We start from the raw sequence: 16,986 nt of genomic DNA, 5'->3' as shown, positions 1-16,986 counted from the left end.
ATGAGCATTAAATATGTTCCTTTAGCACCACAACACTTTGCGGCAATTGTAGAACTTGGAAACGATGTTCACGGTGACAATTATTTAAACTTGAATACCGTTGAAAATTTGTATCAACAAAGTTGGTCTCAAAATATTAATGCTAGCTGGGTAGCAATTGATACCGATTTTAATTTGCAAGCCTCAAGCGAGTTACACACACCAGAAATACAGTCGCGAAAGAAAAAACGTATTCTAAAAGATGGTTTATTAGTTGGTTTCAGATTAACAATAGCCGCAAATAATTGGAATGTTGATGAATGGTGTTCCCCGCAAGATTGGTCTCATGAACATCAGAATATATGCTATTTCAAATGCAACACAGTCGATATCAATTATCGAGGCAGTGGAATAGGCTCGACTCTCTTAGCTAGATCTATTGAACGTTGCGAACAACAGGGGGCGAGGGCTGGTTTAGCGCATATATGGTTAGCAAGTCCTGGTAACTCAGCCTACCGATATTTCACTGCATGCGGTGGACGGCTAATTAAAAAACATCCAAATAAATGGCAAAGTGCTTCAATTGAAGATGAATATGTCTGTCCGGTTTGTCAGAATATTTGTTGCTGCGTTGCAGCCGAAATGCTGCTCGAATTTTCACAAAAATCCATATGATATACGACCCTTTAGTAGACAACATAATCCCTAGCAATCAGCCTTACCCAGATAGCGCATGGGTAAGCGAAGAAAAGAAACAATACCCCAAATTAGATAAGGATGTCGAAACAGAAATCGCAATAGTAGGTGCAGGTTATACAGGCTTATCTACTGCCTACCATTTGGCAACAAAATACCAGAAAAATTGTATTGTGATTGATGCCAATCAACCTGGTTGGGGATGCAGTGGCCGAAATGGTGGTTTTGTTCTGCCTGGGAGCGGGCGAATGAGTGCTCCGCAAATGACTAAAAAATGGGGTGAAGTAACAACAAAATTGATTTATCAAGAGTTTTTAGATTCTGTTAATGCTGTAGATGAGCTAATAACCAGTGGTATAGATTGTCAGAGACAAAATGGCGGGTATATAAAGTTAGCGCATAAAGCATCTAAACTAGCACCATTGCATCAACAGCTTGTTGAACATAGTTCAACCTACAAGGACGCCATTATTCCTTTGAGTCAGGCGCAGGTAAAAGATGAATATTTAGGAGGTGTAAAATCTGCAGGGGGCATATATTTTCCTAACGCTTTTGGAATAAACCCTTGGTTGTTTTGTCATGGACTGGCAGAGCGTGTCGAAAAACAAGGAGTTAAGATTTTTGGTAATACGCCGCTAATCAACTGCCTTGATAAACAAAATGCTAATGCAAAACAGCATGTGTTGTTTACACCAAATGGTAAAATACACGCAAAAACGTTGATTATAGCTAGCAATGCTTATCATCCTAATAAACTTTTTCCTATTTTAAAAAACAAAACATTTCCTGTCATTTCTAGTATTTTAGTGACAAAGCCATTGAGTAGTGAGCAACTTGATTTACTTAAAATGCGAGAGGGCTTAATGGTAATGGACACTAGACCTATGAAATACTATTACCGCTTGTTATCTAATAATCGCCTTTTATTTGGTGGCAGAGGCGCCGTGACTGGTAAACGTGCTAATCATAAAAAGTATCGGACAATACTTGAAAATGGGCTTTTGGAGACTTTCCCGAGGTTAAAAAGTGTTGAGGTGGAAAAATTTTGGAGTGGTTGGGTCAATATTTCTTATGATGATTATCCAAGGATCTATCACGATACCCAACAAAATATATTGTATAGCAGCGGATATTGCGGTGCAGGCTTAGCATTTTCGGTACAAGCTGGAAAGCGCTTAGCGCAACTACTGCATGAACCACACACTTTACCAAAACTACCATTTTGGCAAAGTGAATTAAAAACTTACCCATTCCCGACAATGAGAAGAATCGCTTTACATGGTCTATATGCGTTAACTAAGCTCAGAGGTTCCTAGCGTTAAGCGTTTAAGGCTTTTTCAATTGCCCCTGAAATAGCCATTGGTTTAGTAGTGCTAGCAAAACGTTTAATGACTTGCCCATCTTTTCCAATTAAAAACTTAGTGAAATTCCACTTAATCCTAGCACTTCCCAATAAGCCCCGTGCGTCTGTCGTTACTTTTTTAAAAACAGGATGAGCATTATCACCGTTGACTTCCACCTTTTTGGATAATGGAAATGTTACCCCAAAATTTAATTCGCAAAATTGCTCAATATCTTGGTCAGAACCAGGCTCTTGACCGCCAAATTGATCGCAAGGGAAACCAAGTACAACTAAACCTTGGGCTTGGTATTTTTGATAAAGTTCTTCTAAGCCTTTATATTGTGGAGTGAAGCCGCATTTACTAGCGGTGTTAACTATCAATACTACTTTGCCTTCGTATTCAGAAAGTTTAACTTCTTGATTTTTATTATTGGTAAACGTGAGTGAATAAAAGTCTTCCGACATGCCGCGATATCCTGTTTTTGGTATAAATTAAAAACAATAATATCATAAATCTATTAAATATTGCTTAGCGGCCTAATTTTACTTTTATCCGCGCTAAGCGCTTTTGATTTTTTTCATTGAGTGTCACAGTTTCTAATTCTTGTAAAAGATGATCGACTAATAAACCTTTGAATTCCTGTTGCTCAAGGTCTCCTAAACATTGCAGTAAATTCAATGAAAAGGCAGGAACACCCGGAAAGGTAGAATAAGCTTTATGAAAACAAGCGATTGCATCACTATATTCACGTGCATTGTATAATTTCATGCCCTTGTCGTTAGCAGCTAAAGCGCGGTCTTTTTCAATATGATAAGTTTCCTCAAGCTCTGACACTAACTCTGCACAAATAAGTCTTTCTATGTGATTTTCTTGCACTAGCAGTTGTTCATCGCATTCTGCTAAGATTTCATTTGCTTTATCGCTGTTACCTAATCCAAACCAAACTTTAACTGCGTCAATGAGGGTGCTAGTGTTGGCCTTCGACAAACTGCCGATTGAATTGGTATCATGAATAAGTTTTTCAGCCCGTTCTTGGTCACCTTCAATGGTATATGCAAGGGCTAACATATAGTTTTTTTGTGTTTCTGACTGGCGATCAGCTTGGCCTCTGTTTGCCTTACCTATTAATTTTCTCGCTTCAATGAGTTTGTGCAGTCTTTGTTCTTCGTAATCTTCTTGTGACAGTGTTACATGGTCATCACTATTGACTAAGTGTTCTGCCATTTGAATATGAAATCTGGCGAGTTCAAGCGCATAATCGAACATTCTGTCCTTTACAGATAAGTTGTTTTGGACTTTCTTTTCTAGTAGTGCTTGTGCTAAATCGCTCTTGTCCAACATTTTGTATGCAAAGACTTTTAATCTTGTGGCTTGAATAGATAGTTCGCTATCTTTTATGTTATCGAGTAAGCGAGCAGCTTCATGGTAGTCTTTCTTGCCTATAGATAAGCTAGCCATCCACTCAAATGCTTTGTCTTTTGTCAGGCTTTCTGAAATTAAGTGGTTAAGCATTTTTTGGCACTGTTGCCATCGCCCGGTAAAAAATTCACTTTTGATTAAACCCCAATGCGCCCATAAAATATTCGACGATTTTTTTAATACATCGGAGTATAAGCTAATAGCTTCAGGGTATTGTTTTTCGGCCATGAGTAGTCGACCACGCATTTTTAAAAAATCATTTTTAAAACGTTTGTTTACATTGCCTTTTAACATATGGGTAATGATGTTGAGGGCCTGTAAATTGTCTTTCCGACTCATACAGTCTAAAACAGGTTGGATCTCTTTACGCAGGCGTAAATAATGAATCATATTCAAACGCAAACTCCGCATAGTATAGGGTTTGATTATGATAAAATCGGGGTGTAAATCGAGTATTTGGCCAATTGTTTGCGGCATGCCGTCAGACGTGACAAACACTAAACCGGTGGATGCTTTGAATAAACCTTGCTCTTGCAATTGTAATATCCACTCTACACCTGTTTTACTTTGACCTAAATGGAAATCCATTAATACCAAGTCAAAATTGGCTAAGCGCAGTCCATTTTTTAATTCATTCCCGTTGCTGTAACTGGCAATATCAAACTGCTCAATGGCCATCAAGTGACCTCTTAGATTTGTTCGTGCAGTAGCATTATCCTCCACAATCGCAATACGTAGCAATCGAGACTGGCGCGATTTTTCTGCGGTAGGTAAAAGTTGTGACGCTTCTGTCATGAATGATTGCCGATGTGAAGTTATTGTTGATAAGCAAAATTGCTTAGCGCTATGACGATATATATAGCTATATCGGTCATTTTAGAAAACACTTAAACGCGTGTGCAGCGTAATTTACCGAGTCTCTTATCCATGTTTGTAGGCGACTGATTGTTTACATTTCACCCTATATTCATTTATAGTTAACGTTAACGTAAAGGTAAGCTTTGCGATGAAAGCATAAAATGGGCTTTTAGCTACAGCTGCTTACATGTAAATCAGTAAATTGAAGAGTGTATATGTCAAAAGTTAAACAGTTAATAAACGGTAATTTTGAGTTTTCAGCATCAGCTGACTTTATTTCAGTAACGAATCCGGCGAATAATAAAGAAATTGCTCAACTTCCTGTCACTACAGACGCAGAAATATCCGCAGCGGTAGAATCGGCAAAACAAGCTTTTGAATCTTGGAAAAAAGTACCTATTTCAGAACGAGCAAGAGTGATGTTGCGTTATCAGCATTTGCTTAAGGAAAATCATGATGATATCGCAAAAATATTATCCCAAGAGACGGGTAAAACCTTAGAAGATGCAAAAGGCGATGTGTGGCGAGGTATTGAAGTCGTTGAACAAGCTGCCAATGTAGCATCTTTGATGATGGGGGAAACCGTTGAGAATGTCGCTACAAATATTGACACTTACAGTATGATTCAGCCATTGGGAGTATGTTTTGGAATTACACCTTTTAATTTCCCCGCTATGATCCCACTATGGATGTTTCCGATGGCAATTGCATGCGGCAACACTTTTGTACTAAAACCTTCGGAACAAGACCCACTAACGCCTATGAAATTGGCAGAATTATTTGCTCAAGCGGGTGCACCAAAAGGGGTATTAAATATTGTACATGGTGGTAAAGAGCAAGTTAACACACTATTAGAACACCCCGATATAAAGGCAGTTTCATTTGTTGGCAGTGTGCCAGTTGGACAGCATATTTACCGAACGGCAACGGCCAACATGAAACGAGCACAGTGTTTTGCCGGTGCTAAAAACCATTCTGTGATTATGCCTGACGCGAATAAACAACAAGTACTCAATAACCTTGTTGGAGCAAGCGTTGGTGCTGCTGGGCAACGTTGTATGGCAATATCTGTTGCTGTTTTTGTGGGTGAAAGTAGTGAGTGGATAGACGAATTAGCAGCCAAGATTGGTCAGGTTAAACCTGGCCTTTGGGATGACAAAGAAGCTGGTTTTGGTCCGTTAATATCTCCTCAAGCAAAAGCCAGAGTTTTATCGCTTATTGAGCAAGGTAAAAAAGAAGGTGCCACTTGTTTGGTAGACGGCAGTGATTTTAGTGTTGAAGGCCATGAAAATGGCAATTGGGTTGGTCCAACGGTATTTACCAATGTGAATGCCGAGATGCAAATCTACCAACAAGAAATATTTGGCCCTGTTTTATGCTGTATGCGGGTTGACTCCCTAGCGGATGCAATAGCATTGGTAAATGCAAATCCATTTGGCAATGGAACATCAATATTCACGTCCAGCGGCGCCGTCGCTCGAAACTATCAAAGCAATGTTGAAGTTGGGCAAGTTGGTATCAATGTGCCTATTCCTGTTCCCTTACCGTTTTTCTCTTTCACGGGGTGGAAAAATTCTTTTTATGGCGATTTACATGCATATGGCAAACAAGCAATTCGTTTTTATACCGAAACCAAAACAATTACTGCAAGATGGTTTGATGACGAAACGGTTAGCGGGCCAAATATGACCATAAATTTACGTTAATAGTGGGAGGCGGGGTAATGGATTTCGAATTAAACGAAGATCAACAAGCGTTTATTGATACTGCAAAGCAATTTTCAGAAGCTGAATTAAGCCCGTTCGCTGCACAATGGGACAGAGACCATCATTTTCCAGTTGATGTCATTAAAAAAGCCGGTGAACTAGGCTTTTGTAGTTTATATACGCCAGAAGACGCAGGTGGTTTGGGCTTATCAAGACTCGATTCATCGATTGTGTTTGAACAATTAGCAATGGGATGCACAACTACTACTGCGATGTTAACCATTCACAACATGGCGACTTGGATGATAGCTTCTTGGGGAAGTGAGCAAGTCAGAAATGAGTTTATGGACAGTTTAGTCTCAGGCGAGAGTATTGCCAGCTATTGTTTGACGGAGCCAGGTAATGGTTCTGATGCGGCAAATTTAAGAAGTACAGCCAAACAAGATGGTGACGATTTCGTATTAAATGGTGCAAAGGTGTTTATATCAGGGGCGGGTTCGACACAAGTTTTGGTAGTAATGGCCCGCACAGGTGAAGCTGGCCCTAATGGTATATCAGCGTTTGTAGTGCCTGCTGATACCAAAGGTATATCATACGGTAAAGCAGAAGAGAAAATGGGCTGGAATGCACAGCCAACGCGTATGGTCAGTTTTGATGATGTTCGTATAAACAAAGCCTACTTATTAGGTAGTCTTGGGCAAGGTTTCAAATTTGCTATGCAAGGTTTAGACGGTGGTCGCATTAATATTGCAACCTGCTCAATTGGTACTGCTCAGCAAGCGCTCAATACTGCGACCGCGTATATGCAAGATAGACAGCAATTTGGTAAACCCTTAGCTAGTTTTCAAGCCCTACAGTTTAAATTAGCCGATATGGCGACAGAACTTGTTGCAGCGCGCCAACTAGTGCGCTTAGCTGCGAGTAAAATAGATATTAAACATAGGGATAGAAGTACATATTGTGCCATGGCGAAGCGTTTTGCTACGGATGTTGGTTTTGATGTATGCAATCAAGCACTGCAAATACATGGGGGTTATGGCTACATCAAAGAGTATCCATTAGAGCGTCATGTGCGCGATGTACGTGTCCATCAAATCCTAGAAGGTACCAATGAAATAATGCGCGTCATTATTGCACGGCGCCTGCTGTCGGATATGAGTGAAATAGTATAGGTATTTCAAAATGAATCATATTGAAACGGTAGTCATTTCAAAATTAGAAACTCGAGCAAACGCCAATATAGGTCGTATACAACTTAATAAGCCTAGTTCGTTAAATGCGTTAGACCTAAAAATGGTAAAAGCCATACTAGAGCAATTACAAGCTTGGCAACACGATAATAGCATTGCAGCGGTGTTTATCGATAGCTGTCTTGAAAAAGCGTTTTGCGCAGGAGGTGATATTGTCAGTATGTACACTGCAATGTCTAAAGAAGCAAAAAATAACCCAGAAGATCTGCCCGACTTTATGGCTGAATTTTTTGCTACTGAATACCGTCTTGATTATTGCATACATGCTTACCCTAAACCGATAATTGCATGGGGTAGCGGCATTATTATGGGCGGTGGTTTAGGTGTGTTTGCAGGCTCTCATCTTAAAATTGTAAGTGAAACCGCGCGAGTAGCGATGCCCGAAATAAGCATTGGTCTTTTCCCTGATGTAGGCGCGAGTTATTTTTTAAATAAAATGCCAAAAGGCGTTGGAAAGTTTTTAGGGTTAACAGCGTCCAGCGTCAATGCCAAAGATTGCATCGACATAGGCATAGCCAACCATCTGATTTTAAATCAAGAAAAACTTAACTTTATCACTCAATTACAAGCACTCGAACAAATAGATATGCAGAGTATTCGCAAGACATGCGAAGCTTTACAAAGCAACGATTCAAGTAATATTCCGGTCCCCACAATTGCACCGCTTTTTGATACATTAGCGGTGCTTGAAGAGATGCAAAGTCTAGCTGATATTGAAAATTATTTACGTACGCTTATCCAAGGCAAAGAGCTTCAATTAAATCAAATTACATATTTACAAAAAGCGCTTGATAATTATTGTTATGGCAGTCCAATAACGGCAAAGCTAGTTGTCGAGCAACTCAAAAGAGGAAATAAACTGAAGTTAGCGGATTGCTTTCGTATGGAGCTGAATATGGCATACCGGTGCAGTATCAATGGTGAATTCCAAGAGGGTGTAAGAGCTTTACTGATTGATAAAGATAAATCACCAAAATGGCATTATAAGTCTCATACTGACGTTCCTGACAGTGTTATCGAAAAACACTTTACGTTTTTATGCGAGAGTGAGAAACAAGGTTTAGGTAATTTAGAGCAACAATTTGGAGTGCACAATGACTCACGCGAATGATATACATATTGCTTTTTTTGGGTTAGGTAATATGGGTTCGGGTATGGCAAAAAACTTGCTAAAAGCCGGCGTTAAAGTAACTGTATTCGACTTAATTCAGGCACCAGTAGATGACTTAGTTAATTGTGGAGCGATTGGAGCTAATACACCAGTAGAGGCTGTTTCGAATGTTAACTGTGTAGTCAGCATGTTACCAGCCGGTAGGCATGTTGAAAGCCTATATGGAGAAATTTTACCTAAACTTAAGGACAAGTGTTTGCTAATCGATTGCAGTACTATTGAAGCTGATATCGCGAAGCTACTTCATGAAAGAGCGCAACAAGCTGGTCATAAATTTGTTGATGCACCTGTATCAGGGGGTGTTGCTGGAGCGGCTGCAGGTAGTCTAACCTTTATTGTAGGTGGTAGCGAAAGCGATATGCTAGCTGCAAAACCAATATTAGAAATTATGGGTGAGCATTGTTTTCATGCGGGCGGTCCTGGCGCCGGTCAGGTTGCAAAAATATGCAATAATATGTTGCTAGCAATATTAATGTCAGGCACTTCTGAGGCCCTGCAGTTAGCCGTTGACAATGGCATCGATGCGGCAGTGATGTCAAAAATTATGCAGCAAAGCTCAGGAAATAATTGGACCCTAGAAAAATACAACCCTGCACCCGGTGTAATGCCGGCCACTCCAGCGTCTAATGAATACCAAGGCGGTTTTATGGTTGATCTAATGAATAAAGATTTAGCCCTGGCGATGAATGCTGCAGCTAGTAATAGTTCATTGGTGCCAATGGGCGCAATGGCAAAGTCTTTGTATCAGATGCATAAAAAAAATGGCCACGGAAGCTTAGATTTTTCATCTATATTTAAAGCATATTCGGAGCAAAAATAAAGTATAATATCGTTAAATATGTAGTGTTATTATTTATTAGTGCTGGCTAAATATGCAAATTCAAAAAAGTGCATTGTTTCTTGATAGAGACGGCGTAATCAATGTCAATCATGGCTATGTATTTAAGAAAGAAAATTTTTCTTGGATTGATGGCATTTTCGACTTAGTTAAACAAGCGAACAAGGCAAATATGCTAGTTTTTGTGGTGACTAATCAGTCCGGCATTGGCAGGGGTTACTATTCAGAAACAGAATTTACTCTCTTAAATACTTGGATGGTGAGTGAATTCAAGCGCTCGGGAGGGCACATTGATAAGGTATATTGGTGTCCACATCACCCTGAACATGCCGTCGGAGATTACCGAAAGGTCTGCGAGTGTCGAAAACCTAAAACAGGAATGATTGAACAAGCATTAAACGAATTTGCCATAAATCTATCGAGCTCCGTTATGGTCGGAGACAAAGCATCAGATATGTATACTGCCATTAATGCCGAGCTCGGCAGAGCTTATTGGTTGGGTGCACACGAGTCTGATATGCATGAACTGGCTGACCAAGAGCATCAAAAAACTATCATTCAACCGATACAAGCATTGAGCAATATTCGTCTTTCTACTGTTCGCTAAAATCTTTTAAATGCTTAATTGACCGACTTAATAAATTAGTGTCTATGTCTTTCAGCACTTTTGTTTGGGTTTCAAGGTTTACCACTTCATGACTACCATCAGTACCAACAATTGTTTTTAAAGGGTAGCGTAGTACTACTAAGTTTTGATCTTGAGTACTAACGATCCATTCTCTTGTAGGGGCTTGAAGCGCTTGTCCAGTGGAGTAACGGCTAATTTGTGCGTTGCATTCAAAGTATTGCAAAATAGTGGGGGCAATGTCTTCGTTTGATGAAACAACAAGTGGCATGTCAAAGTTACTGTGTAACTGATAATGACCTAGAGTCTGATTTTTATGAATTAACAATACTTTTGCATTATCAGCTAAGACATTAAAGTCTAATTGATCGAGCTGAGCTGATGTCAACGACGCCAAAAATAACCCACTGTTTGCTTCAAGCATTTGTTTAGAAAGTTCAGCAAATACTTGTTCAGTTTCTTGGCTCGCGATAAAGCTTTGATAGGGTACTTCAAATGCTTCCATCAATTCGGCTACAACAGACGGATTTTGCGTCATGCTAAGCAAATTATTGGGGATGCCATAATGAAGTTGTCTGATAAGGCTAATATCGTCGGGCTGAGTATTAAGATGATATTTATTGGCGGTAAGACCAGCAAACACCTCATTTTTGCTTGCTTCCACAACAGCTAATACAATCACCTTTTTACTATTATCAACACTGCAATAAACAGGTTGTGGTGGGTAGTTAAAACGGTTGCTATCGCTATTATATTGCAATTCTTCGAGCTGCTGTCGGTTTTCTAAATCAAGCAAACCATAACGAGCCATTAAGGTTTTAGCCGTTGCCGGGTAAGATAAAGGAAACATATTGTCTTGTTTTAGAACGGGTGTATACAGTCTCGCATCTGCCCAAACATGAATGGCATGACTACTAATAAAACATAATACAAACGTTACTATAATGTAGGGTGCGATTTTATATTTACGCAAACGGTCAAAACGCTTATAAATTGCATTAGCAATTACTAGTTGAAAAATTAACCAAATGATAAAAAGTAAAATCAAATAAAACCACTGCAACCAACCAAAGGCCCCAATCTGTCCTCGGGTTTCACTGCGTAATAATTCAGCTGAACTGAAAGATATATGAAAGCCAGTTTTGTTGTATAACAATGCGTCGAAGGCTAGTAGTGCCAAACTTGAGGCTGCAATCACCGATGAGGTGGCACGTAATACTCGCATATTTTGGATTTGATAACACAATGGTAAGACCAAAATTACAAAACCTAAAAATATGATAAAACTAGTATGGCCTAACCACGTGGTTATTAGATAGATAAAGCTAATTGGAGTATCTGCAATAGGCGTCGAAAATAAATAAACCAGCGATATAGCAATCGCCATAAATATGTTCGCTAGCGCGAACCAATGGCCCCACCCAACATGTTTTGTTATTTGCTGGCGTCTTGGAGATTCAGAATAAATCATATATGCCCTAGCTAGCTGTATCCTTTGTTACATCGCGATTATGAAGTGTGCTTTTTGTTAAAGCATCACAAAACTGGGATACTAAAACCTCTCTTTTATCAGCTGAGACCTGATTATTAAAAATATTGGTCAATACATTTCCCAGAGCCATGATAGACAAATCTCTACTTGACCGGTTTCGCTCTAACGCGACAAACACATCTTGCATTAAGGTTTCAAACTCTTCATTACTGTAACGTGACCGTATTGGCATAAATTTGTCCTGTGCTTTTTATCGAAAAACTCGTTACAATTGCAGTATTGGGCTTCTGCTTCAGTATAAAGCCTTCGACTAGTTTTACCAATTTTTGTTCGTTTTATCGCGAATCGCACAAATTTCAGCCAATTTTTATAACAGGAATCAATCACTTTTTATGAGTGCAAACGTCAAACAATTTGTTGTTCATCAAATAAGTCTGTCAGAAGACGGAAAGCTTCATTTTATCCCCAAGTCGAATTGCTTCGAACTTAGTCCAGCGATTTATGATTTAGCAGCGCAATTGCATCATGTGTTTAACGCTAAACCCAGCAAAGGAGTGGGAGGATTTGGAGATACCGTAGACCCGACTTTTCGTCAACATCTTGAAGCGCTGCAAAATGATAGTTTGGACTTCCATGGATTTAGCGTGGAAGCTTCTCAGCAGTTATTAAAAGCAATTGTAGATGAAGCAATGGTCGAAACAGGCTATGTTATATTCAGTCAATACGATTACCTTGCAACTGACTATTTGATGATAGCCATGCTAGATGCAAAGGAACTGGTTACCGTCAATAATGACTTAGAACTTTCTCAAAATAGATTCCTTGAATTGAGTAAAATGCAAATAGCAGTTCGTATAGACTTGACGCAACTTGAAGTAGACGAGCAAAATGCAAGATACATCAGCTTTATAAAGGGGCGCATGGGGCGAAAAGTATCTGATTTTTTCATGAACTTTATTGGTTGCGAAGAAAAAGTGGACACTAAAGTTCAAAATAAAGAATTTGTGCGGCATGTGGATGATTATTTATCGACGCAACAACTTGCGCCAAACGAAAAAAACGACCATCGCCAGGCAGTTTCTAAATACTACAAAGATAAAGCTAGCATGGGAGAAGAAGTTGAAATTTCTGAAGTCAATAATATTTTGCCTCGCTTAGATGAAGTCGACCATAGCTTTACGAACTATAATAAAAACTTAGAAACCCCCCTTGAAGAAAAATTTCAGGCTGATAAATCCATGCTAAACGCGATGAATAAGTTTTCTGGCGCAGGCAAAGGCATGAGTTTGAGTTTTGATAAAAAACTTCTAGGTGACAACATTCATTACGATAAAAGTTCAGATACTTTAACCATTGTCGGCCTGCCACCTAATTTAAAAGATCAATTGATTAAAAGTGTGCAAGGTGGCTCACACTAATGCAATTATTTGTAAACGATCTGACGGTAATGGATTTTTCCTATTTGTGCCCTAGAAGGGGTATGGTTGGCGAGAGCTGGATTGTCGATGTGATTTTAGATGGTGGTTTAAATGATGAAAGCATGGTGCAAGATTTCGGCATTGTAAAAAAACAACTCAAACGAATTATCGATGATTATGTCGACCATAAACTCGTTGTACCTGCTGAAAACACAAAAGCTAACATTCATCATCCGCAGTCAGATGAACGTGTGCAGGTTGACTTTTTATTCGATGAAGATAAATGGATTCAATTAAATTGTCCGCCAGAAGCATATGCCTTTGTTTATAGTGAAACGGTTAATAAAAAAAGCGTCACTCACTATCTTAAAGATGTGATTGCAACGCATCTTCCTGAAAATGTCCATGATATCGAAATTAACTTGCGTGAAGAAATAATCAATTCGCCTTACTATCACTATACTCACGGTTTAAAGAAACACGAGGGCAACTGTCAACGTATTGCTCATGGTCATCGCTCAAAAATTTTGATAAGCGAAGATGCAGAAAACGCAGAATGGCTGCAAACTTATTGGGCGAAACGATGGCAAGATATTTACATTGGTAGCAATGAAGACATAGTAGATGCAAACACACTGAGTTTTGAGGTAAAGCAATTTACTAGCGCAAACTGCTTTCAGTACGAATCCTCACAAGGTATTTTTGAAATGGCCATTGACAAAAGTGCCTGTGAACTAATTGATTATGACTCCACGGTGGAGTGCTTAGCGCAATATGTCTTAGAAGAAAGCCGTAAAAAGAGCAATAAACGACTTAAAGTCATGGCTTTTGAAGGCGTAGGTAAAGGAGCCATGTGTGGAGACTAGAACCTTACGGAGCGCAATTATATTCGTCACTCTTTTTATGCTGCCTTTAGCCATTTTTGCTCAAACCCAGCCAATACTAGAAGGGGACTTTACCCAAGGTAGCCTTGTAAGAGGTAAATTGGATACCGGCGCTAAGGTTTTTTTGAATGACAAAGCGATAAAGGTAAGTAAAAAAGGGCATTTTGTATTTGGCTTTGGTCGTGATGCCGCCTTAACGCAGACCTTAAGTTGGCAACTTGCGGATGAAACTAAGCAACAAACATTGCAGATAACCTTAAGCAAACGTGAATACAAAATTGATAAAATAACGGGTGTTTCGCAAAAGTACGTAAGCCCTGCAACAGAAGTGTTAGAACGCATTCGAAAAGAAAACAGTGCAATTGCTAATGCTCGTGCCGTTTTTACCAATAGCATAGATTTTACACAAGACTTTATACTCCCTGCAGAGGGCAGGATATCCGGTGTTTATGGGTCACAACGTTATTTTAATGGAGAGCCGAGAAGACCGCATTTTGGACTCGATATAGCAAATATAACTGGCACACCAGTAATCGCGCCTGCAGCGGGTATTGTTCGTTTAGCGCACGATGATATGTATTATTCAGGTGGGACGTTGATTTTAGATCATGGCTTTGGTGTCAGCTCAACATTCATTCATCTCAGTAAAATTCATGTACAAGAAGGTGAAAAAATCGAACAAGGAAAATTAATTGCAGAAATTGGTGCAACTGGCAGGGTTACTGGTCCCCATTTAGATTGGCGAATCAACTGGTTTCGTGAACGCCTAGATCCAGCGTTACTTGTAACGCTTCCACAATAATACCAGCTAAGACCTTAGTTTAGACCCAACCAATTTTCAAATTTAGCTTTATCTGCAATTTCTAACACACAGATATCATCAATAGCGGGGCTAAGCTCAAAATGTAATTGTTTTAGGCGCCCATCGCGCATGACATGTATTGGCACTGATTCACCTTTTGCCTGCTGTTGCAATATTTGATAAAAGCGTTTCTCATTGCACTGCCAACCATTGACCGCAATTATAACATCATCAATATGCATACCAGCAAGAGCAGCAGCTCGTCCCTGTTGCACAGAAATAACGCTCAATTGTTGATTATTCATGGCTAAGTTTGCGCCTATATCAACATTGTAATGAATCTTAAGTTCACCGCCAGTATCCTGCATGTTTTGCTTTGGTCTTGTATTCAATTGAATACCAATATGTTGTAGTAAAGAGGGAAGGGGAAGATCTAATGTTGTTTGGGTTGCCATATGGATGAAACTATCCAAATCAATGTTATATTTTTCTTTGCATATTTGCTGTATGACATTGTCAGGCGTGCCTTTATTTACTTTCCCATAGTCCTGCCATAAATCGAGCATAATAGTGTCGAGTGAAACGGCTTCTTGTGAATGCTGGCGCAATAAAATATCTAAGCAGAGAGCTACAATTGTGCCTTTGTTGTAATAGCTAACAATATGATTGTTTGAGCCAGCATCCTGTTTGTAAAATTTATTCCAAGCTTCAAAACTAGATTGTGCGACACTTTGTTTAAAGCGACCTGGGTTGTTAAGTAAGCGTGAAATGACTTGATTTAATATTTCTAAGTATTTTTTTGGCGAAATAACTTTTGCGCGGGCTAAGCTTAAATCATCATATAAAGATGTAAAACCTTCGTAAATCCATAATTGTGGCGTGTAAGTTTCAACTGATAAATTTGGCTGTTGCATCACCTCTGGTTTAATACGTTTTACATGCCACGTGTGGAATAACTCGTGACTGCACAAACTCAAAAATGTTTGATATTCTTTTTCCATTTCATTATTGCCATCTGTGCGAAAATCATTAGCGGTAGCGGCATTAAAAAGTGGTAAATCAAAACGACTGTACTGCAATACCGTGCTATTTAAATGCTCTAAACCGCCAAATCCTTTGTCACATACTAGGGTCATAAACCAGTATTCTTTGCACGGAATTTCGCCAAACAAGGCGAGATGATGAGATATAATTGGCTCTAAATCTTTTTGCAGTCGATGTAAGTCAAGGTTATTTTGACCAGTGAACACCAAGTGGAACTCGCATCCTTTATAACTGAAGCTATGTTTAGTAAATAAACCAAATATGACAGGGTGGTCAATAAATTCTAAGTAGTTGGTACTGGTATATTGCGCAACGTTATCTGTATTTTTTGAGTCATTTACTACTGGTGTCATAGCGGTCGCAACATCCGCCGATTTTCCCATGCTTTTGCAATCGACGTACAAAATGTGTTCTGCGTTTTCTGTTCCTTCAATACTTAAGAATAAGCTAGTGCCATTAAAAAAGGCATACTCGTCGTCAATGTAAGCACTTCTGACTGATAAGTCATAAGCATAAATTTCATATTCTAATTCTACATTGTGAAACACCTCGCCCCGCACATGCTCAAGCGACCAAGTTTGTTTGTCTGTTTGTGATAAGCAAAGTGTTTTTGTAAGGCAATTTAACTCAATTAAATTACGTGAGAAATCACGAATCATATAACTGCCGGGGATCCAAGCGGGTAAGGTCAACTGCGTTTTTGTAGTAGGCGCAATAGAAGCGCTTAATTTCACCTTGAATAAATGTTCGTGAGGGCTAATGACGCTGACGGTGTACTGAATGGTTTGTGCAGGCATATCAATTATTTAGCTGTAAAAGTATCAATGGTTCTCAATATAGCATGCCAACTAGATATTTACAGGCTAGTTCATAAACTAACTTGTAGAAGTGTAAAGGCGGTTGTAAACTTAACAAAAGATAAAAATGATAATAAAAGAGTTAGCATATGCGCGAAATAGAAAAATTAATTAACCATTATGGTGAAAGCCACCAAAACAAAACTAATATCCTTATTCATGCTATTGCAGTGCCAAGTATATATTTTGTGACAATCGCATTAATTTGGTCGATTCCGGTCCCTGAATTTATTGCTAAATACAATATTACATGGGCACATATAGCGGCTATTCCCACTTTATGGTATTACTTCAAACTATCAGGTCCTATAGGCGCTGCAATGACTATACTCACGATATTGTCATTCGGTGCCATCAACTTTTTAGCAAATGCTCAATTGCTTGTCGAAAATGGCATTACTGTATGGCAATTTGCGCTGGCCTTATTTGTGCTGATGTGGATTCTTCAATTTGTAGGGCATAAAATAGAAGGGAAAAAACCATCGTTTTTTGAAGACTTACGTTACTTGTTAGTAGGCCCAGCATGGTGGTGGGTACATTGGTTAAAAAGGCTAAACATTAACTACTAAAAGCAAGGCATAATTACATTGAGTCAAACGATTGG

The 16,986-nt window shown here is 39.1% G+C and carries 16 protein-coding genes; 11 read left to right on the top strand and 5 right to left on the bottom strand.

Translation table 11 applies throughout. From position 1 onward, the window contains the following. Positions 1-654 (top strand): GNAT family N-acetyltransferase, encoded by a 654-nt coding sequence (locus RM552_RS06260; RefSeq protein WP_311367914.1) that lies wholly within the window; start codon positions 1-3, stop codon positions 652-654. Then, positions 651-1,991, top strand: a complete 1,341-nt coding sequence (locus RM552_RS06255; protein ID WP_311367913.1) for an NAD(P)/FAD-dependent oxidoreductase — start codon at positions 651-653, stop codon at positions 1,989-1,991. Before RM552_RS06260 ends, RM552_RS06255 begins: the two co-directional genes overlap by 4 nt. 2 nt (positions 1,992-1,993) lie before the next feature. Here the strand turns inward: RM552_RS06255 and RM552_RS06250 are convergent, their stop codons facing one another. Beyond that, on the bottom strand, positions 1,994-2,482 hold the full coding sequence (locus tag RM552_RS06250; protein WP_311367912.1) for a glutathione peroxidase: 489 nt from the start codon (positions 2,480-2,482) through the stop codon (positions 1,994-1,996). Positions 2,483-2,546: 64 nt separating this feature from the next. After that, positions 2,547-4,232, bottom strand: coding sequence for a response regulator (locus tag RM552_RS06245; RefSeq protein ID WP_311367911.1), 1,686 nt, complete (start codon positions 4,230-4,232; stop codon positions 2,547-2,549). 278 nt (positions 4,233-4,510) lie between these two features. Here RM552_RS06245 and RM552_RS06240 point away from each other — a divergent pair, with 278 nt between their 5' ends. Genes RM552_RS06240 through RM552_RS06220 form a run of 5 tightly spaced genes read left to right on the top strand, consistent with a single transcriptional unit; the run spans position 4,511 to position 9,867 of the window. After that, positions 4,511-6,001: a CoA-acylating methylmalonate-semialdehyde dehydrogenase gene (locus tag RM552_RS06240; RefSeq protein ID WP_311367910.1), complete on the top strand. Its 1,491-nt coding sequence runs from the start codon at positions 4,511-4,513 to the stop codon at positions 5,999-6,001. 17 nt (positions 6,002-6,018) lie between these two features. After that, complete coding sequence (locus RM552_RS06235; protein WP_311367909.1) at positions 6,019-7,173, top strand: acyl-CoA dehydrogenase family protein; 1,155 nt, start codon at positions 6,019-6,021, stop codon at positions 7,171-7,173. Positions 7,174-7,183: 10 nt separating this feature from the next. Continuing rightward, complete coding sequence (locus tag RM552_RS06230; protein ID WP_311367908.1) at positions 7,184-8,362, top strand: enoyl-CoA hydratase/isomerase family protein; 1,179 nt, start codon at positions 7,184-7,186, stop codon at positions 8,360-8,362. Next, positions 8,346-9,242, top strand: coding sequence for a 3-hydroxyisobutyrate dehydrogenase (mmsB, locus tag RM552_RS06225; protein ID WP_311367907.1), 897 nt, complete (start codon positions 8,346-8,348; stop codon positions 9,240-9,242). Before RM552_RS06230 ends, mmsB begins: the two co-directional genes overlap by 17 nt. A 52-nt stretch (positions 9,243-9,294) precedes the next feature. Next, positions 9,295-9,867, top strand: a complete 573-nt coding sequence (locus RM552_RS06220; RefSeq protein ID WP_311367906.1) for a D-glycero-alpha-D-manno-heptose-1,7-bisphosphate 7-phosphatase — start codon at positions 9,295-9,297, stop codon at positions 9,865-9,867. On the opposite strand, the gene RM552_RS06215 is transcribed toward RM552_RS06220, so the two are convergent. After that, complete coding sequence (locus RM552_RS06215; protein WP_311367905.1) at positions 9,854-11,356, bottom strand: DUF3413 domain-containing protein; 1,503 nt, start codon at positions 11,354-11,356, stop codon at positions 9,854-9,856. The two genes, RM552_RS06220 and RM552_RS06215, sit on opposite strands and share 14 nt — an antisense overlap. 7 nt (positions 11,357-11,363) lie before the next feature. Then, positions 11,364-11,609, bottom strand: a complete 246-nt coding sequence (locus RM552_RS06210; protein WP_311367904.1) for a YejL family protein — start codon at positions 11,607-11,609, stop codon at positions 11,364-11,366. Between the two features lie 160 nt (positions 11,610-11,769). Between RM552_RS06210 and yejK the strand changes: the two genes are divergently transcribed. Genes yejK through RM552_RS06195 form a run of 3 tightly spaced genes read left to right on the top strand, consistent with a single transcriptional unit; the run spans position 11,770 to position 14,481 of the window. Next, entirely contained in the window at positions 11,770-12,795 is a 1,026-nt protein-coding gene (yejK, locus tag RM552_RS06205) for a nucleoid-associated protein YejK (protein WP_311367903.1), read from the top strand. After that, on the top strand, positions 12,795-13,661 hold the full coding sequence (locus RM552_RS06200) for a 6-carboxytetrahydropterin synthase (protein ID WP_311367902.1): 867 nt from the start codon (positions 12,795-12,797) through the stop codon (positions 13,659-13,661). Before yejK ends, RM552_RS06200 begins: the two co-directional genes overlap by 1 nt. Before the next feature lie 19 nt (positions 13,662-13,680). After that, positions 13,681-14,481, top strand: a complete 801-nt coding sequence (locus tag RM552_RS06195; RefSeq protein ID WP_432277196.1) for a M23 family metallopeptidase — start codon at positions 13,681-13,683, stop codon at positions 14,479-14,481. Positions 14,482-14,495: 14 nt separating this feature from the next. On the opposite strand, the gene RM552_RS06190 is transcribed toward RM552_RS06195, so the two are convergent. Further along, the gene (locus RM552_RS06190; protein ID WP_311367901.1) at positions 14,496-16,322 is read right to left on the bottom strand and encodes a M61 family metallopeptidase; all 1,827 of its coding nucleotides are present in this window, start codon (positions 16,320-16,322) and stop codon (positions 14,496-14,498) included. 149 nt (positions 16,323-16,471) lie between these two features. Between RM552_RS06190 and RM552_RS06185 the strand changes: the two genes are divergently transcribed. Continuing rightward, positions 16,472-16,951, top strand: a complete 480-nt coding sequence (locus RM552_RS06185; protein ID WP_311367900.1) for an Mpo1 family 2-hydroxy fatty acid dioxygenase — start codon at positions 16,472-16,474, stop codon at positions 16,949-16,951. Positions 16,952-16,986 lie beyond the last annotated feature (35 nt).

Source organism: Glaciecola petra (assembly GCF_031846345.1).
In the GTDB taxonomy this organism is placed as follows: domain Bacteria; phylum Pseudomonadota; class Gammaproteobacteria; order Enterobacterales; family Alteromonadaceae; genus Glaciecola; species Glaciecola petra.
The sequence above is the reverse complement of the archived record's forward strand: the minus strand, read 5'-3'. Positions and strand labels throughout refer to the sequence as shown.

Excerpts from the sequence above, each read along its gene's own strand:
- RM552_RS06260 (WP_311367914.1), top strand. The coding sequence starts at position 1 with ATGAGCATTAAATATGTTCCTTTAGCACCACAACACTTTGCGGCAATT.
- RM552_RS06255 (WP_311367913.1), top strand. The coding sequence starts at position 651 with ATGATATACGACCCTTTAGTAGACAACATAATCCCTAGCAATCAGCCT.
- RM552_RS06250 (WP_311367912.1), bottom strand. The coding sequence starts at position 2,482 with ATGTCGGAAGACTTTTATTCACTCACGTTTACCAATAATAAAAATCAA.
- RM552_RS06245 (WP_311367911.1), bottom strand. The coding sequence starts at position 4,232 with ATGACAGAAGCGTCACAACTTTTACCTACCGCAGAAAAATCGCGCCAG.
- RM552_RS06240 (WP_311367910.1), top strand. The coding sequence starts at position 4,511 with ATGTCAAAAGTTAAACAGTTAATAAACGGTAATTTTGAGTTTTCAGCA.
- RM552_RS06235 (WP_311367909.1), top strand. The coding sequence starts at position 6,019 with ATGGATTTCGAATTAAACGAAGATCAACAAGCGTTTATTGATACTGCA.
- RM552_RS06230 (WP_311367908.1), top strand. The coding sequence starts at position 7,184 with ATGAATCATATTGAAACGGTAGTCATTTCAAAATTAGAAACTCGAGCA.
- mmsB (WP_311367907.1), top strand. The coding sequence starts at position 8,346 with ATGACTCACGCGAATGATATACATATTGCTTTTTTTGGGTTAGGTAAT.
- RM552_RS06220 (WP_311367906.1), top strand. The coding sequence starts at position 9,295 with ATGCAAATTCAAAAAAGTGCATTGTTTCTTGATAGAGACGGCGTAATC.
- RM552_RS06215 (WP_311367905.1), bottom strand. The coding sequence starts at position 11,356 with ATGATTTATTCTGAATCTCCAAGACGCCAGCAAATAACAAAACATGTT.
- RM552_RS06210 (WP_311367904.1), bottom strand. The coding sequence starts at position 11,609 with ATGCCAATACGGTCACGTTACAGTAATGAAGAGTTTGAAACCTTAATG.
- yejK (WP_311367903.1), top strand. The coding sequence starts at position 11,770 with ATGAGTGCAAACGTCAAACAATTTGTTGTTCATCAAATAAGTCTGTCA.
- RM552_RS06200 (WP_311367902.1), top strand. The coding sequence starts at position 12,795 with ATGCAATTATTTGTAAACGATCTGACGGTAATGGATTTTTCCTATTTG.
- RM552_RS06190 (WP_311367901.1), bottom strand. The coding sequence starts at position 16,322 with ATGCCTGCACAAACCATTCAGTACACCGTCAGCGTCATTAGCCCTCAC.
- RM552_RS06185 (WP_311367900.1), top strand. The coding sequence starts at position 16,472 with ATGCGCGAAATAGAAAAATTAATTAACCATTATGGTGAAAGCCACCAA.